This window comes from Arthrobacter sp. UNCCL28 (assembly GCF_900102805.1).
In the GTDB taxonomy this organism is placed as follows: Bacteria; Actinomycetota; Actinomycetes; order Actinomycetales; family Micrococcaceae; genus Arthrobacter; species Arthrobacter nicotinovorans_A.
On record NZ_FMWE01000003.1, the window covers coordinates 765,199 to 783,654 of the forward strand.

At 62.5% G+C, this 18,456-nt stretch carries 15 protein-coding genes; 4 read left to right on the forward strand and 11 right to left on the reverse strand.

Features of this window, described 5'->3' with window-relative positions:
- Positions 1-34: 34 nt before the first annotated feature.
- From BLQ01_RS12035 to BLQ01_RS12055, 5 genes are all read right to left on the reverse strand, one after another.
- A complete protein-coding gene (locus BLQ01_RS12035) occupies positions 35-1,069 on the reverse strand; it encodes a DegV family protein (RefSeq protein WP_043432214.1) in 1,035 nt (344 codons plus the stop codon).
- A gap of 8 nt (positions 1,070-1,077) precedes the next feature.
- On the reverse strand, positions 1,078-3,606 hold the full coding sequence (gene leuS / locus BLQ01_RS12040) for a leucine--tRNA ligase (protein WP_091551892.1): 2,529 nt from the start codon (positions 3,604-3,606) through the stop codon (positions 1,078-1,080).
- Positions 3,607-3,910: 304 nt separating this feature from the next.
- Positions 3,911-5,425, reverse strand: a complete 1,515-nt coding sequence (glpK, locus tag BLQ01_RS12045; protein ID WP_026540788.1) for a glycerol kinase GlpK — start codon at positions 5,423-5,425, stop codon at positions 3,911-3,913.
- 78 nt (positions 5,426-5,503) lie between these two features.
- Complete coding sequence (locus BLQ01_RS12050; protein ID WP_091551894.1) at positions 5,504-6,256, reverse strand: MIP/aquaporin family protein; 753 nt, start codon at positions 6,254-6,256, stop codon at positions 5,504-5,506.
- A gap of 170 nt (positions 6,257-6,426) precedes the next feature.
- On the reverse strand, positions 6,427-8,211 hold the full coding sequence (locus BLQ01_RS12055) for a glycerol-3-phosphate dehydrogenase/oxidase (protein ID WP_091551895.1): 1,785 nt from the start codon (positions 8,209-8,211) through the stop codon (positions 6,427-6,429).
- Between the two features lie 122 nt (positions 8,212-8,333).
- Between BLQ01_RS12055 and BLQ01_RS12060 the strand changes: the two genes are divergently transcribed.
- Genes BLQ01_RS12060 through BLQ01_RS12075 form a run of 4 tightly spaced genes read left to right on the forward strand, consistent with a single transcriptional unit; the run spans position 8,334 to position 12,261 of the window.
- Entirely contained in the window at positions 8,334-9,296 is a 963-nt protein-coding gene (locus BLQ01_RS12060; protein ID WP_026540791.1) for a sugar-binding transcriptional regulator, read from the forward strand.
- Positions 9,297-9,330: 34 nt separating this feature from the next.
- The gene (locus BLQ01_RS12065) at positions 9,331-10,227 is read left to right on the forward strand and encodes an aldo/keto reductase (RefSeq protein ID WP_026546873.1); all 897 of its coding nucleotides are present in this window, start codon (positions 9,331-9,333) and stop codon (positions 10,225-10,227) included.
- Between the two features lie 10 nt (positions 10,228-10,237).
- Positions 10,238-11,182 (forward strand): alpha/beta fold hydrolase, encoded by a 945-nt coding sequence (locus BLQ01_RS12070; protein WP_091551897.1) that lies wholly within the window; start codon positions 10,238-10,240, stop codon positions 11,180-11,182.
- On the forward strand, positions 11,179-12,261 hold the full coding sequence (locus tag BLQ01_RS12075) for a glycosyltransferase family 4 protein (RefSeq protein ID WP_091551898.1): 1,083 nt from the start codon (positions 11,179-11,181) through the stop codon (positions 12,259-12,261). Before BLQ01_RS12070 ends, BLQ01_RS12075 begins: the two co-directional genes overlap by 4 nt.
- Before the next feature lie 9 nt (positions 12,262-12,270).
- On the opposite strand, the gene BLQ01_RS12080 is transcribed toward BLQ01_RS12075, so the two are convergent.
- The 6 genes from BLQ01_RS12080 to mihF form a co-directional block, all read right to left on the reverse strand.
- Complete coding sequence (locus BLQ01_RS12080) at positions 12,271-14,361, reverse strand: primosomal protein N' (RefSeq protein WP_091551900.1); 2,091 nt, start codon at positions 14,359-14,361, stop codon at positions 12,271-12,273.
- 178 nt (positions 14,362-14,539) lie between these two features.
- Entirely contained in the window at positions 14,540-15,769 is a 1,230-nt protein-coding gene (gene metK / locus BLQ01_RS12085) for a methionine adenosyltransferase (protein ID WP_026540796.1), read from the reverse strand.
- Positions 15,770-15,845: 76 nt separating this feature from the next.
- Entirely contained in the window at positions 15,846-17,096 is a 1,251-nt protein-coding gene (gene coaBC / locus BLQ01_RS12090; RefSeq protein WP_026546877.1) for a bifunctional phosphopantothenoylcysteine decarboxylase/phosphopantothenate--cysteine ligase CoaBC, read from the reverse strand.
- Positions 17,097-17,122: 26 nt separating this feature from the next.
- Positions 17,123-17,383 carry a DNA-directed RNA polymerase subunit omega gene (rpoZ, locus tag BLQ01_RS12095; RefSeq protein WP_017197559.1) on the reverse strand — a complete coding sequence of 87 codons (261 nt, stop codon included), beginning with the start codon at positions 17,381-17,383 and terminating at the stop codon, positions 17,123-17,125.
- Between the two features lie 39 nt (positions 17,384-17,422).
- The gene (gene gmk / locus BLQ01_RS12100; protein WP_026540798.1) at positions 17,423-17,995 is read right to left on the reverse strand and encodes a guanylate kinase; all 573 of its coding nucleotides are present in this window, start codon (positions 17,993-17,995) and stop codon (positions 17,423-17,425) included.
- Between the two features lie 21 nt (positions 17,996-18,016).
- Positions 18,017-18,343 (reverse strand): integration host factor, actinobacterial type, encoded by a 327-nt coding sequence (gene mihF / locus BLQ01_RS12105; RefSeq protein WP_024816819.1) that lies wholly within the window; start codon positions 18,341-18,343, stop codon positions 18,017-18,019.
- Positions 18,344-18,456 lie beyond the last annotated feature (113 nt).

Sequence of the window (18,456 nt, forward strand, 5' to 3'; positions counted from 1 at the left end):
GGGCCAAAGGCGCTATGTGGATAAGAGGGACGAATCAGTCCGACGGCGTGCTGCTCTCCCCCACAATGACCGCCAGAACGCCCAAGCCCGCATGCGCAGCCAGTACAGCCGGAAGGGCACTGATCTGGGGCGGCGGGCACGTGGGACATTTCTCATTGAGCCTTGCAGCCAGGGCTTCGGCCTCCACCTGATTGCCAAAGTGGTGAACTGCCAGGCGTTGCTGCCCAGCCGGACGTGATGCGACATCCGCAGCAACGATCTCTTCCAACCGGGCAATGGCGCGCACAGCGGAACGGACCTTTTCCAACGGAACGATCTTGCCGCCGTCGACCGCCAATATAGGTTTGATCGCCAGAACCGTACCGAAAAGAGATGCAGCGGCACCGATTCGGCCTCCACGGCGCAACTGTTCAAGGCTGGGAACGTAGAAATAGACCTTGGTGCGCTCCATGCGCCGCTCGGCGAACCCTCGGACTTCCCCTGATTCCTGCCCATCAGCTGCGGCAACCACCGCGCTCTGGACCCCCATGCCCTGCGCCATACCCACGGTTCGGGAATCCACCACCTCAACGGGAATGCCGACACGGGCTGCAGCCAGGCGGGCGGCATCGGCGGTTCCGGAGAGTTCGGAGGAGATGTGAATGGACACCACGGATGCAAAACCGCGGCGCTGGGCTGCAAGGTAGGCCTGTTCAAACTGCCCGGGTGATGGCCGCGACGTCTTGACCGAGGCGCCCGAGGCGAGAGCCAAGGACAGGGTTTGGGTGATGTCGTCCTCGCCCTCACCGTAAATTTCGTTGCCCACCATGACCGGCATGGGAACCACTGCAAGGCGTCCGTCAGCGGTAAAGGCCGATACCCAGTCCGGCGGCAGGGCAGCGGCGGAGTCAGTGACGACTGCAGTCTTGACGACGGCAGCCAGCGGCACGTCAGCCACTGGAGCCGGCGCTGTGGGCTGCCTGAGGCGCGCCACTCTTTCCTTGAGCCATATCCATGCGGGTGGTTCTCGCTCAGGCACGCAACCTCCAAAGATGATGGCCGGCCGCCGGCACAGTGCCGGCGGCCGCACAATCCCCGCTAGGCAGGGACGATGTTCACCAGTTTAGGTGCCCGAACGATCACGGTGCGGATGCCGCGGCCGTCCATGGCCCGCTGAACGTTTTCGGAGGCCAAAGCGAGCTCACGGAGCTCGTCCTCTGTGATGTCCGGCGAAACTTCCAGGCGGTCGCGAACCTTGCCTTGGACCTGAACCACAGCGGTAACGGTGTCCTGCACCAGCAGCGCGTCGTCGTGGGTGGGCCAGCCTGCGTTGGCTACTGAAGCCGGGTGGCCGAGGGTGTTCCAGAGGTCTTCGGCCGTGTATGGCGCAAAGAGGCTCAGGATCACTGCAACGGCTTCCACCGCTTCGCGAACGGCGGGGTCCGCTGCACCTGCACCTGAGTCGATGGTCTTGCGGGTAGCGTTGACCAGCTCCATGAGACGGGCCACCACAACGTTGAACTTGTTGTTGTCCAACAGTTCCGCGGCATCGGCAATGGTCTTGTGCGTGACTGTGCGCAGGGCACGGTCACCAGTTGCCGGGTCTACTCCTGGCTCACTGCTGACGTCCTGGCCCAGCCGCCAGGCCCGGGCCAGGAACTTTGCCGAGCCCGACGGCGAGACGTCCGCCCAGTCGACGTCGTCCTCCGGTGGGGAGGCGAAGACCATGGTGAGGCGCACGGCGTCGACGCCGAACTTGTCCAGCTGCTCCCCCAGGTCCACACCGTTGCCCAAGGACTTGCTCATGGCTTTGCCGCCATTGAGCACCTGGCCCTGGTTGAGCAGGGCCGTGAACGGTTCGTTGGCTTCGATCAGGCCAATGTCCTTGATGACCTTGGTGAAGAAGCGCGCGTACAGCAAGTGCAGGATGGCGTGCTCGACGCCGCCCACGTACTGTCCCACCGGCATCCAGTTGTTGATCTTTTCGGGATCGAAAGGGCCTTCGGTGTAGTCAGGAGAGACGAAGCGCAGGAAGTACCAGGACGAGTCCACGAACGTGTCCATGGTGTCGGTATCGCGCTGGGCAGCACGGCCACAATTGGGGCACTCAACGTTGACCCACTCGACGGCGGCGGCCAACGGGGAGGTTCCCTTCGGCGACAACGCCTCACCGCGCAGGTTATCGGGCAACCTGACCGGCAGCTGGTCATCGGGGACGGGCACTTCTCCACATTCACCGCAGTGGATGATGGGGATGGGGGTGCCCCAGAAACGCTGGCGGCTCAGCAGCCAGTCCCGCAACCGGAAGTTGACAAACTTCTCGCCCGTTCCGAGCTTCTCCAGGATCTGGATCGCAGCCGGAATTGCCTCGGACTTGGACAAGCCATCCAGGTCACCGGAATTCTTCAGGGTGCCTTCGCCAGCAGTGGCTACGCCAGTCTCTGCAGGATCCTCGGCACCGGTCTCCAGCACTGCCCGGACAGGCAGGTTGAAGGCCTTGGCGAAGTCCAGGTCACGCTGGTCGTGCGCAGGCACGGCCATGATGGCACCCGTGCCGTAGTCGGCCAGCACATAATCAGCGGCCCATACCGGGAGCTTCTCGCCGTTGAGGGGGTTGATGGCGTAGCGGCCGGTAAAGACGCCGGTCTTCTCACGTTCAGTGGACTGGCGCTCAATTTCGGAGAGTGCCTTGACCTTCTCGCGGTAGGCCATGAGTTCGTCGTGCTGTTCCGGGGTGACCAGGTCCAAAGCCAAATGCGCATCAGCTGCGACCACGAAGAACGTAGCACCGTAGAGGGTGTCCGGACGGGTGGTGAAGACAGTAACTTCGCGCTCGGCCCGGTCTTGGGTGGCTTCGATGACGAACCGCACGTGGGCGCCTTCGGAGCGGCCGATCCAGTTGCGCTGCATCGCCAGAACGCGTTCAGGCCAGTGGCCCTGCAGCTGGTCCATGTCCTCCAGCAAGCGGTCTGCGTAGTCGGTGATCTTGAAGTACCACTGGTTCAGGGACTTCTTGGTAACAGGCGTGCCGCAGCGCTCACAAGCGCCGTTGACAACTTGCTCGTTTGCCAGAACCGTGAGGTCCTTGGGGCACCAGTTGACCGGTGAATCCTTGCGGTAGGCGAGGCCACGCTCGTAGAAGCGCTTGAACAGCCACTGGGTCCACCGGTAATACTCGGGATCCGAGGTGTGGATGCGGCGTGACCAGTCGGCAGAGATGGCGTAGCGCTTGAACGAGGCCGCCTGGGTATCAATGTTGGCGTAGGTCCACTCACTGGGGTGCGCGTTGCGCTTGATCGCAGCATTCTCAGCCGGCAGGCCAAAAGAGTCCCAGCCAATGGGGTGCAGGACGTCAAAGCCCTTCTGGCGCAAGTAGCGGGCAACCACATCGCCCATGGCAAAGGCTTCGGCGTGGCCCATGTGAAGGTCGCCGGAAGGGTAGGGGAACATGTCAAGCACGTAGCGGCGCTCCCGCGAACCGTCGTCGGCCGGCGTGAAGACTTTGAGGTCTTCCCAGACCTGCGGCCACTTGGCTTCCATCGCAGCGAAGCTGTAGACGCCCTCTTCAGGCGTTTCAGCTGCGGCTGCCTGTGCTGTTCCGGTCTCTGTCTCCGGCTGAACGCTCACTGCTGCCCTCTTCTGTTCTTTGGTGGCGGTTTTGACTCCTGCTATGGGACCGGAAGGTCCCGGACACACAAAAGCCCCTCAACAATGGAGGGGCGGCCGCACGGCTAAATAAAGCCGGGCGGCTAGCTAAGCAGAAGGATCGCACGCATAGATCTACAATAGCGCACGATTATCCATCCACTCACCGGCAAATCATGGTTGGCGGCGCATCGCCAAACGTCGAAAAAGGGGCCGATGACTCCCCGCCATGGTGTGGTGGGCACCGCGAAGCGGGCAGGCGGGAGTCATCGGCCCCTTTTTTGAACTACTTAACGTCCTCGTCGACCCAATCCATGGATTTGGTTACGGCCTTCTTCCAGAGCCGCAGCTGGCGCTCCTGCTCCTCTGCCGGCAGCTGCGGTTCCCAACGCTTGTCCTCGTTCCAGTTGGCGCTGAGCTCGCCCAGGTCCTTCCAGAATCCGACGGCCAGGCCGGCTGCGTAGGCCGCGCCAAGGGCAGTGGTTTCCACGACCTTCGGCCGGACCACCGGTACACCAAGGATGTCGGCCTGGAACTGCATGAGGGCCTCGTTGGCGACCATGCCGCCGTCGACCTTCAACTCGGTGAGCGGAACGCCGGAGTCCGCGTTGACGGCGTCCAGCACCTCCCGGGTCTGGAAGGCAGTTGCTTCCAAGGCTGCCCGGGCAATGTGCCCCTTGTTCGCGAAACGGGTCAGTCCAACGATGGCGCCGCGGGCGTCTGCGCGCCAGTACGGTGCGAACAGGCCCGAGAAGGCGGGGACAATGTAAACGCCGCCGTTGTCCTTCACACCGGCAGCCAATTCCTCGACTTCCGGGGCGGAGCTGATCATGCCAAGGTTGTCGCGGAGCCATTGGATCAAGGAGCCGGTGACCGCGATGGAGCCTTCAAGCGCGTAGTGCGGTTTGGCGTCTCCGAGCTTGTATCCCAGCGTGGTGAGGAGTCCGTTCTTGGAGTGAACGATTTCCTCGCCCGTGTTGAAGATCAGGAAACAGCCAGTGCCGTAGGTGTTCTTCGCTTCGCCGGCCTGGAATGCCGCCTGGCCGAACGTTGCGGCCTGCTGGTCTCCCAGGATGCCGGCCACGGGTGTTTCGCGCAGAAGCTGCGATGTGTGGACCTGGCCGTAGACCTCGGAGGAGGACTTGATGGTTGGCATCATGGAGGCAGGAACGCCGAAGACATCCAGGATTTCCTGGTCCCATTGGAGCGTCTCAAGGTCCATGAAGAGGGTGCGGGACGCGTTGGTGACATCGGTGACGTGGACGCCGCCGTCCACTCCGCCGGTCAGATTCCACAGGACCCAGGCGTCGGTGTTGCCAAACAGGAGGTCACCGGCTTCGGCGCGTTCGCGGGCGCCATCGACGTTGTCCAGGATCCATTTGATCTTGGTGCCGGAGAAGTAGGTGGCCAGCGGGAGGCCGACCTTCTGCTTGAACCGTTCGAGCCCGCCATCCTGGGCCAGCTGGTCAACGATCGGCTGGGTACGGGTGTCCTGCCAAACAATGGCATTGTAGACAGCCTCGCCGGTGTTCTTGTCCCACACCACAGCAGTTTCGCGCTGGTTGGTGATTCCGACAGCGGCGATGTCGTGCCGGGTCAGGTTCGCCTTGGACAGCGCCGAGGCGATGACCTCACGGGTGTTGTTCCAGATTTCGGCGGGGTTGTGCTCAACCCATCCGGCCTGGGGGAAGATCTGCTCGTGTTCCATCTGGCCGGTGGAGACGATGTTGCCGGAGTGGTCGAAGACGATTGCGCGGGAGCTTGTGGTGCCCTGATCAATGGCGATGACGTATTGATTCATGGTGACGTCCTTGTCTGGGTTCTAATCGTTACTGGTTGCTGGTGGTGAATGAGGGTGTGTGCGGTCGAGTGGGGCGGATCAGCCGGCGATCGCGGGCATGATGTCGGGAACCCACATGGCCACGAGGCCTGCAAGTGCGCCACCAACCAGCGGTCCCACGACAGGGATCCAGGAGTAGGCCCAGTCACTGCTGCCCTTGCCCTTGATGGGAAGGAGGGCATGTGCAATGCGGGGGCCGAGGTCACGGGCAGGGTTGATGGCGTAGCCGGTGGGTCCACCGAGGGAAACACCAATACCAACCACGAGCAGCGCTACTGCCAGCGGCCCGAGGCCCGAAGGGGTGCCGCCGAAGGTCAGGATGACGAAGACCAGGACGAACGTGCCGATGATTTCGGTGACGAGGTTCCAGGGGGTGGAACGGATGGCCGGACCGGTGGAGAAGGTTCCGAGCTTGTTCGCTGCCAGGGGTTCATCATCGAAGTGCTGCTTGTAAGCGAGCCAGCAAACTACGGCGCCCAGGAAGGCGCCCAGCAATTCAGCGCCGAAATAGGTCAGGGTGGAAGCGAAGGTGACGGCCACGTCCGGGGCATACTCTGCCTTGCCGTTGACCAGCAGGCCCAACGTCACGGCCGGGTTCAGGTGCGCGCCGGACTTTGCAGCCACAAAAACGCCCGCGAAGACCGCAATACCCCAGCCCCACGTCACCATCAGGAACCCGGCGTTGTTGCCCTTGGTGCCTTTGAGCGCGACGTTTGCCACGACACCGCAACCCAGCAGGGTCAGCATCATGGTTCCGAATACTTCGGAAAGGAAAACAATTCCAAGAGACATCTTTGACTCCTCATTTTTCTGTTGTCGGCCCCCTCGCGGGTGACGAGGCCGTTTGGGACGGTTCCGGTGTGGGGAACCGTCCCGGTGCAGTGGTCCCCCGTCGGGACCACTTGCCCTCTTCCGTCCCTGCCGCACGCAGGGACGGTCAAGCTGTTAAGCGCTGTTGCGGCTCAGGCTACGAGACTGTGAACGTCAACCTTGTGGAAGCGCTTCAGTACGTCCTGGGCGTGGCGGATTTCGGCTTCCCGGGCAGCAGCGTCCCAGCCCAGCGGTTCGGCCAGTACAGCAGCAATCTCGTTGAGCAGCTCGCCGGTAACCAGGCCACGGAACGCCAGGGATGTCCGGCGGATCAGAACATCAATGAGGTGCCCGATCTGCTCATGCTCTGCCATGAATGCCAGCTCACGGACGCTCAGTTCGCGCGTGGAACGCAACGGCTGGTCCTGTCCTGCGTTGAGGTATTCAATGACCGCCTCGGCCCTGGTTCCGTAACGTGTCAGCAGCCCGGCAACCCGGTCTGCGTCCAGGCCCGGACCCATGTGCTTCTTGATCCATTCCTGCTCGCCCTGTTCAGTGGCAGGGAAGCCGGCGCCTCCACCGATGGCGAGTTTCGCCGTCGAGACTTTGCGCTCCATGCCCAGTTCGCGCAGGACGTCGTTGGTCATGTGCTCGGCCAAGGCGCGGAACGTCGTCCACTTGCCGCCTACCAGGCTGAGTACGACGGCGGCCTTGCCGCCTGGCGTTGCCACCGCACCGTCACCGGTGCGGACGCTGCGCTCAATGCGGTAGTCACGCGAGACGAAGCCCGGCTGGGTTTCGTCGTGGCGGGGCAGCGGACGGACGCCTGCGAAGCTGTAGACGATCTGGTCCCGCTCCACCTTGATGGTGGGGAACACATGCCCGACGAGGTCAAAGAAGTAGTCGATCTCTTCTTCGGTGCAGACGGCGTCTTCGGACATATCTGCGTCCACATCCGTGGTGCCTACCAGCACGCGGTCCCCCATGGGGTAGATCAGGACGATGCGACCGTCAGTGTGCTCGAAGAAGATTTCCCGGCCGTTACAGGCGGCAAGTAGTTCCGGATGGTCCAGGACGATGTGCGAGCCCTTGGTGCCGCCCATGAACTTGCTGACTGCGCCCATGGCCTGGTTGGTGAGGTCCACCCAGGCACCGGTGGTGTTGACGATCACATCTGCCTGGAATTCGAACTCCCTGCCGGTGAGTTCATCACGGAGCAGGACCCCGTCCTGCCCCATGGAAACGAGGGAGACGTAGTTGCTGGCGCGGGCACTTCCACCGGGAAGGCCGCCGCCAAGACCTGCCTTCTCGCCATCCTGGAGGACATCGAGGGTCAGGCGCTCAGGGTTGTGGACCGAGGCATCGAAGTAGGTGGCCGCATACTTGATCCCCGAGTGAAGCTTGGGAAGCTCCGCGAGGGCCCTGGTCCGTCCGCGGAACTGGTGGCGGGGTACGCTACCGCCGTCACGGGAGAAGAAGTCATACATACTCAGGCCCACCTTGATGAGGAAGGCACCGCGTTCCTTGGGCTTGCCCTGCTTGTGGGTCAGGAAACGCATGGGCGCGGAGAGGATTCCGGAGAAGGTGCTGAAGATGGGGATGGTGGTCTGCAGTGGCTTGACGTAGTGCGGGGCGATCCGCAGGAGCCTGTTGCGCTCAACCACGGATTCCTGGACCAGGCGGAATTCACCGTTTTCGAGGTAGCGGATGCCACCGTGGATCATGTGGGAAGAGGCGCCACTGGCACCTTGGCAGTAGTCGCCACGTTCAACAAGGGCGACATCCACACCTTGCAGGGCAAGATCGCGGAACGTTCCCACGCCGTTGATGCCTCCGCCGATGATGAGTACCTTTGCCGTGGGCCGCTCCTGCAGTGCAACGACGGAGTCGCGCTGCTGTGCGTGTTGTGAGGTACCGGAAATCCTGTTGTGTCCCAAAACTGCTCCCTTGGGCTTGGTTCGTGCGCCGCGCCTATCGCTGCTGCACCGTTCACCACTAATCTTGCGAAGGTGGAAAATGGAGTCAAGCTATTTGCACAAACGTGCAGGAAGGAAATGAGATGGCGCGATCACGTGACTCGGATGCGCTCCGGGCTGCACAGATGTATTACTTGCAGGATCTGACCATGGATGCCATTGCACGCGAACTGAGGACCTCCCGATCCACCGTCTCCCGGCTGCTGTCCTCCGCCCGCGAAACCGGCCTGGTGCAGGTCCAGATCAGGAGCCCCTTCGATACCGGACCCGAGCTGGAAAGCCAGATCCGGAACCAATATGGAGTCGATGTCCATGTGGTCCCGGTGCTTGACACCCTGAATGAAGCAGAGACCCTGGACCGCGTGGCCATGCAGGCTGCCCGCACTATTGGGCCATTGGTGGACTCGAACGCCATCATCGGCGTTGCGTGGGGTGCCACCCTCAGCGCGGTCAGCCGCCACCTCACCCGCAAGGTCACCCACGACAGCATTGTGGTCCAGCTCAACGGCGCCGGAAACATGCAAACCACCGGAATCACCTACGCCAGTGACATCATGCGGCGCTTCGGCAGCGCCTACGGCGCCCGGGTGGAGCAGTTCCCGGTTCCCGCATTTTTCGATCACGCCTCCACCAAAACGGCCATGTGGAATGAGCGCAGCGTTCAACGCATCCTTGATCTGCAGGCCCGCATGAGCATCGCGATCTTCGGCGTCGGTTCGGTGGATTCGGACTATCCCAGCCACGTCTATGCCGGCGGATACCTTGATGAACACGATCTCACCGTCCTGGCCGCCGATGACGTGGTGGGGGACGTCGCCACAGTGTTTTTTCGAAGCGACGGGTCCTCGGACGGCATCACGCTGAACGCGAGGTCCACCGGGCCCAGCCACGACCAGTTGCGGCAGGTCAGGCGCCGCATCTGCGTCGTTTCAGGGGCCTCCAAAATCAATGGCCTCCAAGGCGCACTGGCCGCCGGGCTGGCTACGGACCTCATCCTGGACGAAGCCTCGGCACGGCGACTTGTCAGTTTCAACGGCCACTCCTGAAGCATTCGTGCAAGGAATGGGTAGAGTCGTTGCTATGAGATCCCCCTCCACGCCGGCATCGAACAGGCTGGCACTAAACAACGGCGTACAGATGGATCGCTTGGGATACGGCCTCTACAAAGTTCCCGCGAAGGACGCTGAGGCCTTGGTTGCCACGGCCTTGGGCGAGGGCTATCGCCGGTTCGATACCGCCGCTATGTACGGCAACGAAGTAGGAGTGGGCCGCGCCCTCGGAGGTGCCATCGGCGATGCCGCGGAAGCCAACAGAGGTACCGGCGGCTCCGGCGAATCGGTACACGCACTGGCCCGCGAAGATCTCTTCGTCACCACCAAGGTCTGGAACGATGACCAGGGCTACGATGCCACACTGCGGGCCTTTGATACCTCCATGGCAAACCTTGGCCTTGACTACGTGGACCTCTACCTCATCCACTGGCCGTGTGCCGGGCGGGGACTCTTCGTGGAAAGCTACAAAGCGATGGAAACCCTCTACAGGGAGGGTAAGGTGCGGGCCATTGGCGTCTCCAACTTCCAGCCCGGCCACCTTGAAGAGCTGATGGGCAAGGCAGAAGTAGTCCCCGCAGTGAACCAGATCGAGCTGCACCCATGGTTGCAGCAAACCAGGCTGCGGACCCTCCACGAACAACTGGGCATCCGCACTGAGGCGTGGAGTCCCCTCGGCCGTGGACAGGTGTTGGCTGATCCGGCCATCATCGCGCTGGCCGAAAAGTACGGCAGGACCCCGGCGCAGGTTATTCTCCGCTGGCATCTCCAGATAGGGAACCTGGTGATTCCGAAAGCGAGTTCAGCCGGGCGCATCAAGGAAAACCTGGCCGTCTTCGATTTTGACTTGGACGCATCCGATATGGACGGCATCGCCGGCCTCGAGCGCCACCACCGAACCGGGTCACACCCGGACAACGTGAACTAGGAACAATTGCATGGCGAAAATGGACACCGCAAACTCCCCCGACGGGACGCAAGCAGCCGGCGCGTTCTTCAGCGCTGCCCTGCCAGGACGGACTGTGGCTTCAGAGGTGGACGTCGATGGCAGCAAGGTGGCGTTTTGGACCTACGAACCGGTCATTGTCACCCCTGAAACCCGCACCATCCTAGTGATTCACGGATTCCGTGGAGATCACCACGGATTGCTCCGTGTGGCGGACCAGCTCCCGGAAATGCGGATCATCATGCCGGACTTGCCCGCTTTCGGGAGCTCGGAGCCCTTCATCGAGGACGAACACAGCGTTGAGCGTTATGGGAAGTTCATCTCCGGTTTCATGGCCGCACTCGCCCTGGACAGCAAAACTGTCCTGCTGGGCCACTCCTTCGGATCAATAGTCACCAGCCACTTCGCCGCCGCGAATCCCGGTACTGTCTACCCGCTGATCCTGATCAACCCCATTGCTGCGCCGGCATTGGAGGGGCCGAAGGGCATCATGACCAAACTAGCGGTGCTGTACTACCAAGCATCCGCCAAGTTTCCGGCCCGCCTCGGACTGGCGATTCTTCGCAACAGGGTGATCGTTCGGATCATGAGCATCACTATGGCCAAAACCAAGGACAAAGCCCTTCGCCGTTTCATCCATGGCCAACACGATGCCTACTTCAGTGCCTTCTCAGACAGGAAAAGCCTGCTTGAATCATTCAAGGCCTCCGTCTCCGGCAACGTGGCCGAGGTCGCGGAACAGCTCACTCTCCCCGTACTCCTTGTCGCCGGCGAAAAAGATGAGATCGCTACTCTTCCCAACCAGCACAAACTCATGAAGCGGCTCCCTGATGCAAAGCTGGAAGTGATTCCCGGCGTCGGGCATCTGATCCACTACGAAACGCCGGTTCCGGCGGCTGAAGCAATCCGCACCTTCCTGGAGGAACACCCCGCGTGAAAATTGTCATCGACGCACGTTTTACCCGAACGGACCACCACGATGGCATCAGCCGCTACGGTTCCAGCCTGATAGCGGCAACATCCAAAATAGCCGATGTCACCATGCTGATCAGCGACAAACGCCAACTGGCACTCCTGCCGGAAGTCCCCTATGTAATGGTCAACAGCCCTTTGTCGCCGCTGGAGCTGTTCGTGGCCCGTAAGGTCAATCCGTTGGGTGCCGATGTTGTTGTGTGCCCCATGCAGACCATGGGTACCCTTGGACGCCGCTACGGACTGGTCCTCACGCTCCATGACCTCATCTACTATGAACACCCGGCTCCCCCCGGCTTCCTCCCCGCACCGGTACGACTGCTGTGGAGGCTCTACCACAAGGCGTTCTGGCCCCAGCGGCTCCTGTTGAACCGGGCGGACATCGTGGCCACGATCAGCCGCACCACCGAAGCCCTCATGGCCAAGTACGCCTTGACCAAACGCCCGGTGCGGATTGTGGGAAATGCCCCCCAACCCGGACAGCAGCCCCGGGACCCCGAGGCCGGCGCCGACGAGGCACTGCTCTACATGGGCTCCTTCATGCCCTACAAGAACGTGGAAACCATGATCCGGGGCATGGCCGGACTGGAGGATTACACGCTGCACCTGCTCAGCCGGATCACCCCCGATCGGAAGGCTGAATTGGAGGCCATTGTTCCCGCGGGAGCCAAAGTCATCTTCCACAATGGCGTTACGGATGCCGAATACGACAAACTCCTTCTGCGGGCGACGGCGTTGATCAGCCTTTCACGCGCCGAAGGTTATGGTTTGCCGCTGGTGGAGTCCATGGCCTTGGGAACACCGGTCATCGCCAGCGACATCCCGATCTTCCGGGAAGTGGGTGGGGACGCCGTCAGCTACGTCGACCCCGAATCACCCGAAGAATTCGCCGCCGCCGTGACAGCACTTGGCCATGACGGGTTGTGGCAGCGCCGGTCCCGGGCATCAGCCGCACGCGCGTCAGAATTCAACTGGGACGAATCGGCGCGGCAACTATTGGCCGCAGCCGAGGAAGTGGTGGCCCTGCGCCGGAGCCGGACGTAACTTCCCAGGTCAGAGAACGTCCACGCCATCGAGCCGCAACTGCACCGGACCGGACGTGCGCTTGGCGGCGTTGGCTGCCTTCAAGGCCCGCATGGCCCGGGTGGTTTCAGCGGCGTCGGCATATGGAATGAAGTACAGCATCCTGACCTCGGCCTCGGGGGCAGCCACCGGGGATTGGCTGCCGCTGAACAGCTGCACCGGGGCCGGCCCTGCGCTGCGAAGCTTGGTTCCCGGCGAAGTGCTGGCGTCGAATGCTTCGGCAAAATGCGCGACGTCGGCCCTGGCACCGGTCACTGAGGCCACCCTGACAGCCGGCGGTAGCTGAAGTTCCTTACGCAGCGCCAATTCCCTGGAAGCGAAACCGGGCGCATCCCACCGCAGTAACGCCCCGGTGGCTGCTGTGTCATCAGCGGTGATGACCACAAGGCCTCCCTCACGGGCCGGCTTTACCAAGGCAGCGGCATTGAACCACCGCCGGACGGTGTCCTCGCCGGCCCTGAGGTTTTCCCTTCGGAGCAGCGAATTGCCATCCAGCAGCAAGGCGGCAGCATAGCCATGGGGTGCGATGGGTTCGGCGCCCACAGTTGCCACCACCAAGGCAGGGGCGTCAGGCACGGTTGCCTTGATGTGCTCACCGGAGGATGTCACCACAGCCTTGCCGGGGAAGGCGCGCCCCAGTTCCTCCGCAGTCCGCATGACACCCGTAGCTCCCTTTCGCAGCCGGGTTCCACTGCAGTGGTTGCACCGCCACTGGGGAGCCGGAGTGGAACACCACTTGCAAGCCGGTATTGCGGTGCCGCTGGATATTGCCAGTGGTCCCTGGCAGGCGTTGCAGCGTGCCAATTCGCGGCAGGTCTCACAGACCAAGGAGGGAGCGTATCCGGCCCTCGCTACCTGTACCAGGACCGGTCCGCGCTCCAAGGCCTCTTTTGCCGCACGCCAGGCAGCACCTGGCAAGCGGGCGATCTTTGCCAGGGGATCGCGTTCCTGCTCAAAACTGTCAGCGGTGTTCAGGACCCGGGGAACTATGGAACGGGCAACCGTCCGGGGCGCTTCAATGGGCACCGCCCACTGCATTTCCACCAGCCGCTGGAGTTCGGTGCTGCGGCTGTGCGAGGCCATCAGGCCCGCCGCGTTCGCCTGCTCGGCGCGCAGCAGCAGGACCTCCCGGGTGTGCGCGTAGGGAGCCCGTTGTTCAATGTGGAGGTCGTCGCCGTCGTCCCAGCAGACCACCAGCCCAAGATCCTGGACGGGTGCGTAGGCAGCCGAACGGGTTCCAACAGCAACACCGGCGGAGCCGCTCAAGAGCCGGAGAAAATTCCTGTACCGGGGCGTCTGGCCGTCATCGGCAGCCAGCCGCGCGATGTCGCTTGACGGAAGAACCTTGGCCAAGGCATTTTCCAGTTGCTCAAGGTCGCGGTAGTCGGGCACGACCACCACTGCGCCACGCCCCGAGGACCTGACAGTGGCCACGGCGGAGGCCACCAGGGCCGGCCAGCCACCTGGACCGAAACCCTGGAGTGCGGTGAGGACAGCCTTCGGTGAACCACCACCGGCCAGGTGTTGCAGATAGGACGGACCGTTGGAGTAGTTGGCCCAGGCCCGCCCATCGGCCAATGGCTTCAGCTCAGCGACCCCGGAAGCCAGTTCTCCTGCCAGTAATTCCTTCTCCACTTTGGCAACGCGTGGCGGGATGGCGGTGCGCAGGACATCGCTCAGCGTTCCGGCGTATCGGGCAGCAACGGTACTGGCCAGTTCCGAGACCGCGGGCGTCAGTACAGCTACCGGTGAAACCACTTTGTGCAAAGTGCTTAGGGGCCCCGCAGCGTCCGAGTCTGCCCGCCGTTCCAGGATGTAGCCGTTGAGTTCCTGGCCGTTGAACTTGACCTTCACACGGACCCCCGGTGAAGCATCTTCGCTCAGCTCTGCTGGAACGCTGTAATCGAAGGGCCGGTCCAAGTGGGGCAATGAGGACTCAAGGATCACCCTTGCCACCGGATTTTCCGCTGCAAGTGGCGGCCCGTTGACCGGTGCACGGTCCGGAAAACCCTGCAACAACGAGGGTTGAAGCAGCGAGGACTGGGCTTCGTGTCCTGCCATTGATTTCACCTCCCGCTCCTGGACGCAGTATTAACCCTGGATGCCCAATTAACCCTGAATGCCCGCAGCGGGAATGACCCGCTGCGGGCATCTCTCTGGCACCAGCCAACCACAGGCCACTGACAAAACTGCAACATCCTGGATTGATGCGTCCGGCGCCGGACGATCCTCCAAGGAATCAGGCGTTGAAGTATTCCTTCAAGTCCGCCACACGATCCAGCCGCTCCCAGGTAAAGTCCGGCTCCTCGCGACCGAAGTGCCCATGGGCTGCTGTCCTGGCGTAGATGGGCCGCTTCAGGTCGAGTGCATCGATGATGGCACGGGGACGCAGGTCAAAGAGTTCGTTGATCGCTTCGCTGATGCGTGCCGGATCCACGGTCTCCGTGCCGAAGGTTTCGACGTAGGTTCCCACCGGACGTGCTTGCCCGATGGCGTACGCGATCTGGATTTCGGCACGCTTGGCAAGTCCGGCTGCCACGACGTTCTTGGCAACCCATCGCATGGCATAGGCAGCTGAACGGTCAACCTTGGACGGATCCTTGCCGGAGAAAGCTCCGCCACCGTGGCGGGAGAACCCACCATAGGTGTCCACAATGATCTTGCGACCGGTGAGGCCGGCGTCGCCGACAGGGCCGCCAATGACGAACGCGCCGGCAGGGTTCAGGATGTTCGCCGTCCGCGAGAGGTCCAGGTTGGATGCCGCCAGCACGGGCTCGATGACGTAGCTGGCGAGATCTGCCCGAAGCTGCTCCAGGCTGGCTTCCTCGGCGTGCTGGCTGGAGATGACCACGGTTTCAACCGAAACCGGACGGTCGCCGTCGTATCCTACGGTGACCTGCGTCTTCCCATCCGGGCGGAGGTACGCCAACTCGCCGTTCTTGCGGACTTCAGTCAGCCGCTCCGACAAACGGTGCGCAAGCCAGATGGGGGTGGGCATGTAGGAGGCCGTTTCATCACTGGCGTAGCCGAACATGATGCCCTGGTCCCCTGCGCCCTGGAGGTCGTAGTCGTCCTCCTGGCGGCCTTCACGGGCCTCCAGCGAATTGAAGACTCCACCGGCGATGTCGTTGGACTGTTGGCCAATGGATACCGAGACACCACAGCGCGCGCCGTCGAAGCCATTCGCGGATGAGTCATAACCGATACCAAGGATGGTCTCGCGGACAATCTGGGGAATCTCGACGTAAGCGTCAGTCGTGACTTCACCGGCCACATGCACCAAGCCCGTAGTGGCCATGGTTTCAACGGCCACACGGGACTCGGGATCGGCAGCCAGGAGCGCATCAAGGATGGCATCACTGATCTGGTCGCAGATTTTGTCCGGGTGCCCTTCGGTAACCGACTCTGAAGTGAAGAGCCGGAGCTTGGACGGGGTGCCATGGTGTTCATGGTGCAGCGGTAAAGTCACTCGACCACCTTACTGGGTTGCGGGACAGCGGTTTCTGCCGTGTGTCCCTTTGCTAAGAATCCGGGTGTGGGCTCGGTTACAACGCCGGGTAGACACGCGTGAGCTCGACGCCCACCCGGTCTACCACAGCAGCGGCCACGTCAGCCTTGGAGCCGGCGGCCGACTGCGGTTCGGCCCCGTGACCGGAGAGGACCACCACGGAATTGTCATCCTGGCCGAACACGCGGCCTATGCCCACCTGATTAACCACCAGGAGGTCGCAGCCTTTGCGTTTGAGTTTGGCCGTTGCGTGCTCCAGGACGTCGCCTTGGGCATCGCCGGTCTCAGCCGCGAAACCAACGATCAGCTGACGTCCGCCCTCGGCGTTCCGCCGCTCCACGAGCTCCTGCAGGATGTCCGGGTTGCGGACCAGCCGCACAACGGGCGCATCCTCGCCATCGACCTTTTTGATCTTGGTGTCCGAGACCTCTGCCGGACGGAAATCCGCTACGGCGGCAGCCATGATGACGACGTCGGAACCAACTGCCGCTTTCAACGCTGCCTCGCGCAGCTCCAAGGCTGATTCAACGCGGACAAGCTCGACGCCGGCCGGCGGCTCGACGTCCATATGCGCGGCAAGGAACCGAACCGTTGCACCGGCAGCCAAAGCAGCCGAAGCAAGGGCAGCTCCCTGCTTGCCGGAGGAACGGTTGCCCAGGAAGCGGACAGGGTCCAGCGCCTCCCGAGTGCCGCCGGCGGAGATCGTTACGGTCCGGCCAGCCAAGGGCAGCTCCGCCGAAGTCGACAAAGTCTCTGCGGCCGGGGCATCGACCAACGCCATGGCCGCAGCAAAAATTGCCTCGGGCTCCGGCAGGCGGCCAGGACCCGAGTCTGATCCAGTGAGACGGCCGGAAGCAGGCTCCAGGACTGTCACCCCACGGCGCCGCAATGTTTCGACGTTTCCCTGGGTAGCGGCATGCAGCCACATTTCCGTGTGCATCGCCGGGGCGAAAAGAACCGGCCCGTGTGCCATGAGCAGGGTGTTGGTGAGGAGGTCGCCCGCTTGTCCTGTTGCGGCTTTGGCAAGAAGGTCCGCTGTAGCGGGCGCAACCACGATCAGGTCGGCTTCATGGCCCAAACGCACATGGTTGACCTTCTCGACGTCATCGAAGACGCTGTTGCTCACGGGGTTCCCCGAGAGGGCTTCCCACGTGGCCACGCCAACAAACCGGGTGGCAGCTTCCGTGGGGATGACCGTGACCCTGTGGCCGGCTTCAGTAAAAAGCCGGAGGAGCGATGCAACCTTGTAGGCTGCTATCCCTCCCCCGACTCCGAGGACTATGCGCACGTGACCTCCGTCAACAGGCAGCCTGTTTATTCTGCGGGCTCGATCGGTGTGGACACCAAAAGGCCTTCGTTGATCTCGCGCAGGGCGATCGAGAGCGACTTCTCGTTCAGCTTGGTGTCAACCAGGGGGCCGACGTACTCGAAAAGGCCCTCGTGGAGCTGTGCGTAGTAGGCGTTGATCTGGCGGGCGCGCTTGGCGCCGAAGATGACCAGGCCGTACTTGGAATCAGCAGCCTCAAGCAGCGAATCGATCGGCGGGTTGATGATGCCTTCAAGGTTCGTGGACACGAATTCTCCAAATTTTAGCGGGCCAACAAATGCAAGCGCTTAGCGCTGGTGCGGGGTAAGCCCCATGAGTGAAACAAGCTCGTCCGCTGCCCGGCGAACGTCGTCATTGATGACGGTGTGGTCAAACTCCGGTTCAGCAGCAAGTTCCAGTTTAGCGGTTTCCAGCCTGCGCTGCTGTTCCTCGGGAGTTTCCGTGCCGCGGCCCACCAGGCGGCGGACCATTTCGTCCCAGGTGGGCGGAGCCAGGAACACGAAATTGGCGTCCGGAACGGCCTCCTTGACCTGGCGCGCGCCTTGGAGGTCAATCTCCAGAAGGACCGACTTTCCTTCGGCAATTGCTGCGTTGACGGTGCTGCGAAGGGTCCCGTAGCGGTTCTGCCCGTGGACCACAGCCCACTCCAGCAGCTCACCATCGGCCACCAGGGAATCAAACTCCTCGGCGGATTTGAAGAAGTAGTGGACGCCATCCTGCTCACCCGGACGTGCAGCCCGCGTGGTTGCCGAGACGGAGAGCCAGACCTCTGGATAGTTGTCCCTGATGTAGGTGGAAACGGTTCCCTTGCCAACGGCAGTGGGGCCTGCAAGGACAGTCAGTCCGGGTTTCTTGCTCACGGATTCCTTCGGGGAGATGCGTCAAACGCTTTGCTGGGTATCCATAAAATCTACCAGCGCCCGGGCCTGGTGAATTCCCAGGCCCCTGATGCGGCGGGACCCGGCGATGCCAATCTCCGCCATGATCCCCGCCGCCCGGACCGGACCGATGCCCGGCAGGGCCTCCAGGAGTTCCACCACACGCATGCGGGCGATCGCCTCGTCCGTAGTGCCGGAGGAGATCAACTCCGCGATACTCACCTCGCCGCGCTTAAGCCTTTCCTTGGCGGCGGCACGGACTGCCCTCGCCTTGGCCGCCTTCTCCAGCGCATCGGAACGCTCCTGTGGTGTCAGCTCTTTAAGGCCCACTGCCAAACCCCTGTCAGATCGCAATTGTGATCCAGATCACGCGGACTGATCCTGAACCTACCGGCAGGGGCGCTGTTGCGCAATGAGTTGAATCAACGCGGGGTCACTTATGG

Coding starts and splice junctions, on each gene's coding strand:
- glpK (WP_026540788.1), bottom strand. CDS start 5,425: ATGAATCAATACGTCATCGCCATTGATCAGGGCACCACAAGCTCCCGC.
- BLQ01_RS12050 (WP_091551894.1), bottom strand. CDS start 6,256: ATGTCTCTTGGAATTGTTTTCCTTTCCGAAGTATTCGGAACCATGATG.
- BLQ01_RS12060 (WP_026540791.1), top strand. CDS start 8,334: ATGGCGCGATCACGTGACTCGGATGCGCTCCGGGCTGCACAGATGTAT.
- BLQ01_RS12065 (WP_026546873.1), top strand. CDS start 9,331: ATGAGATCCCCCTCCACGCCGGCATCGAACAGGCTGGCACTAAACAAC.
- BLQ01_RS12070 (WP_091551897.1), top strand. CDS start 10,238: ATGGCGAAAATGGACACCGCAAACTCCCCCGACGGGACGCAAGCAGCC.
- BLQ01_RS12080 (WP_091551900.1), bottom strand. CDS start 14,361: ATGGCAGGACACGAAGCCCAGTCCTCGCTGCTTCAACCCTCGTTGTTG.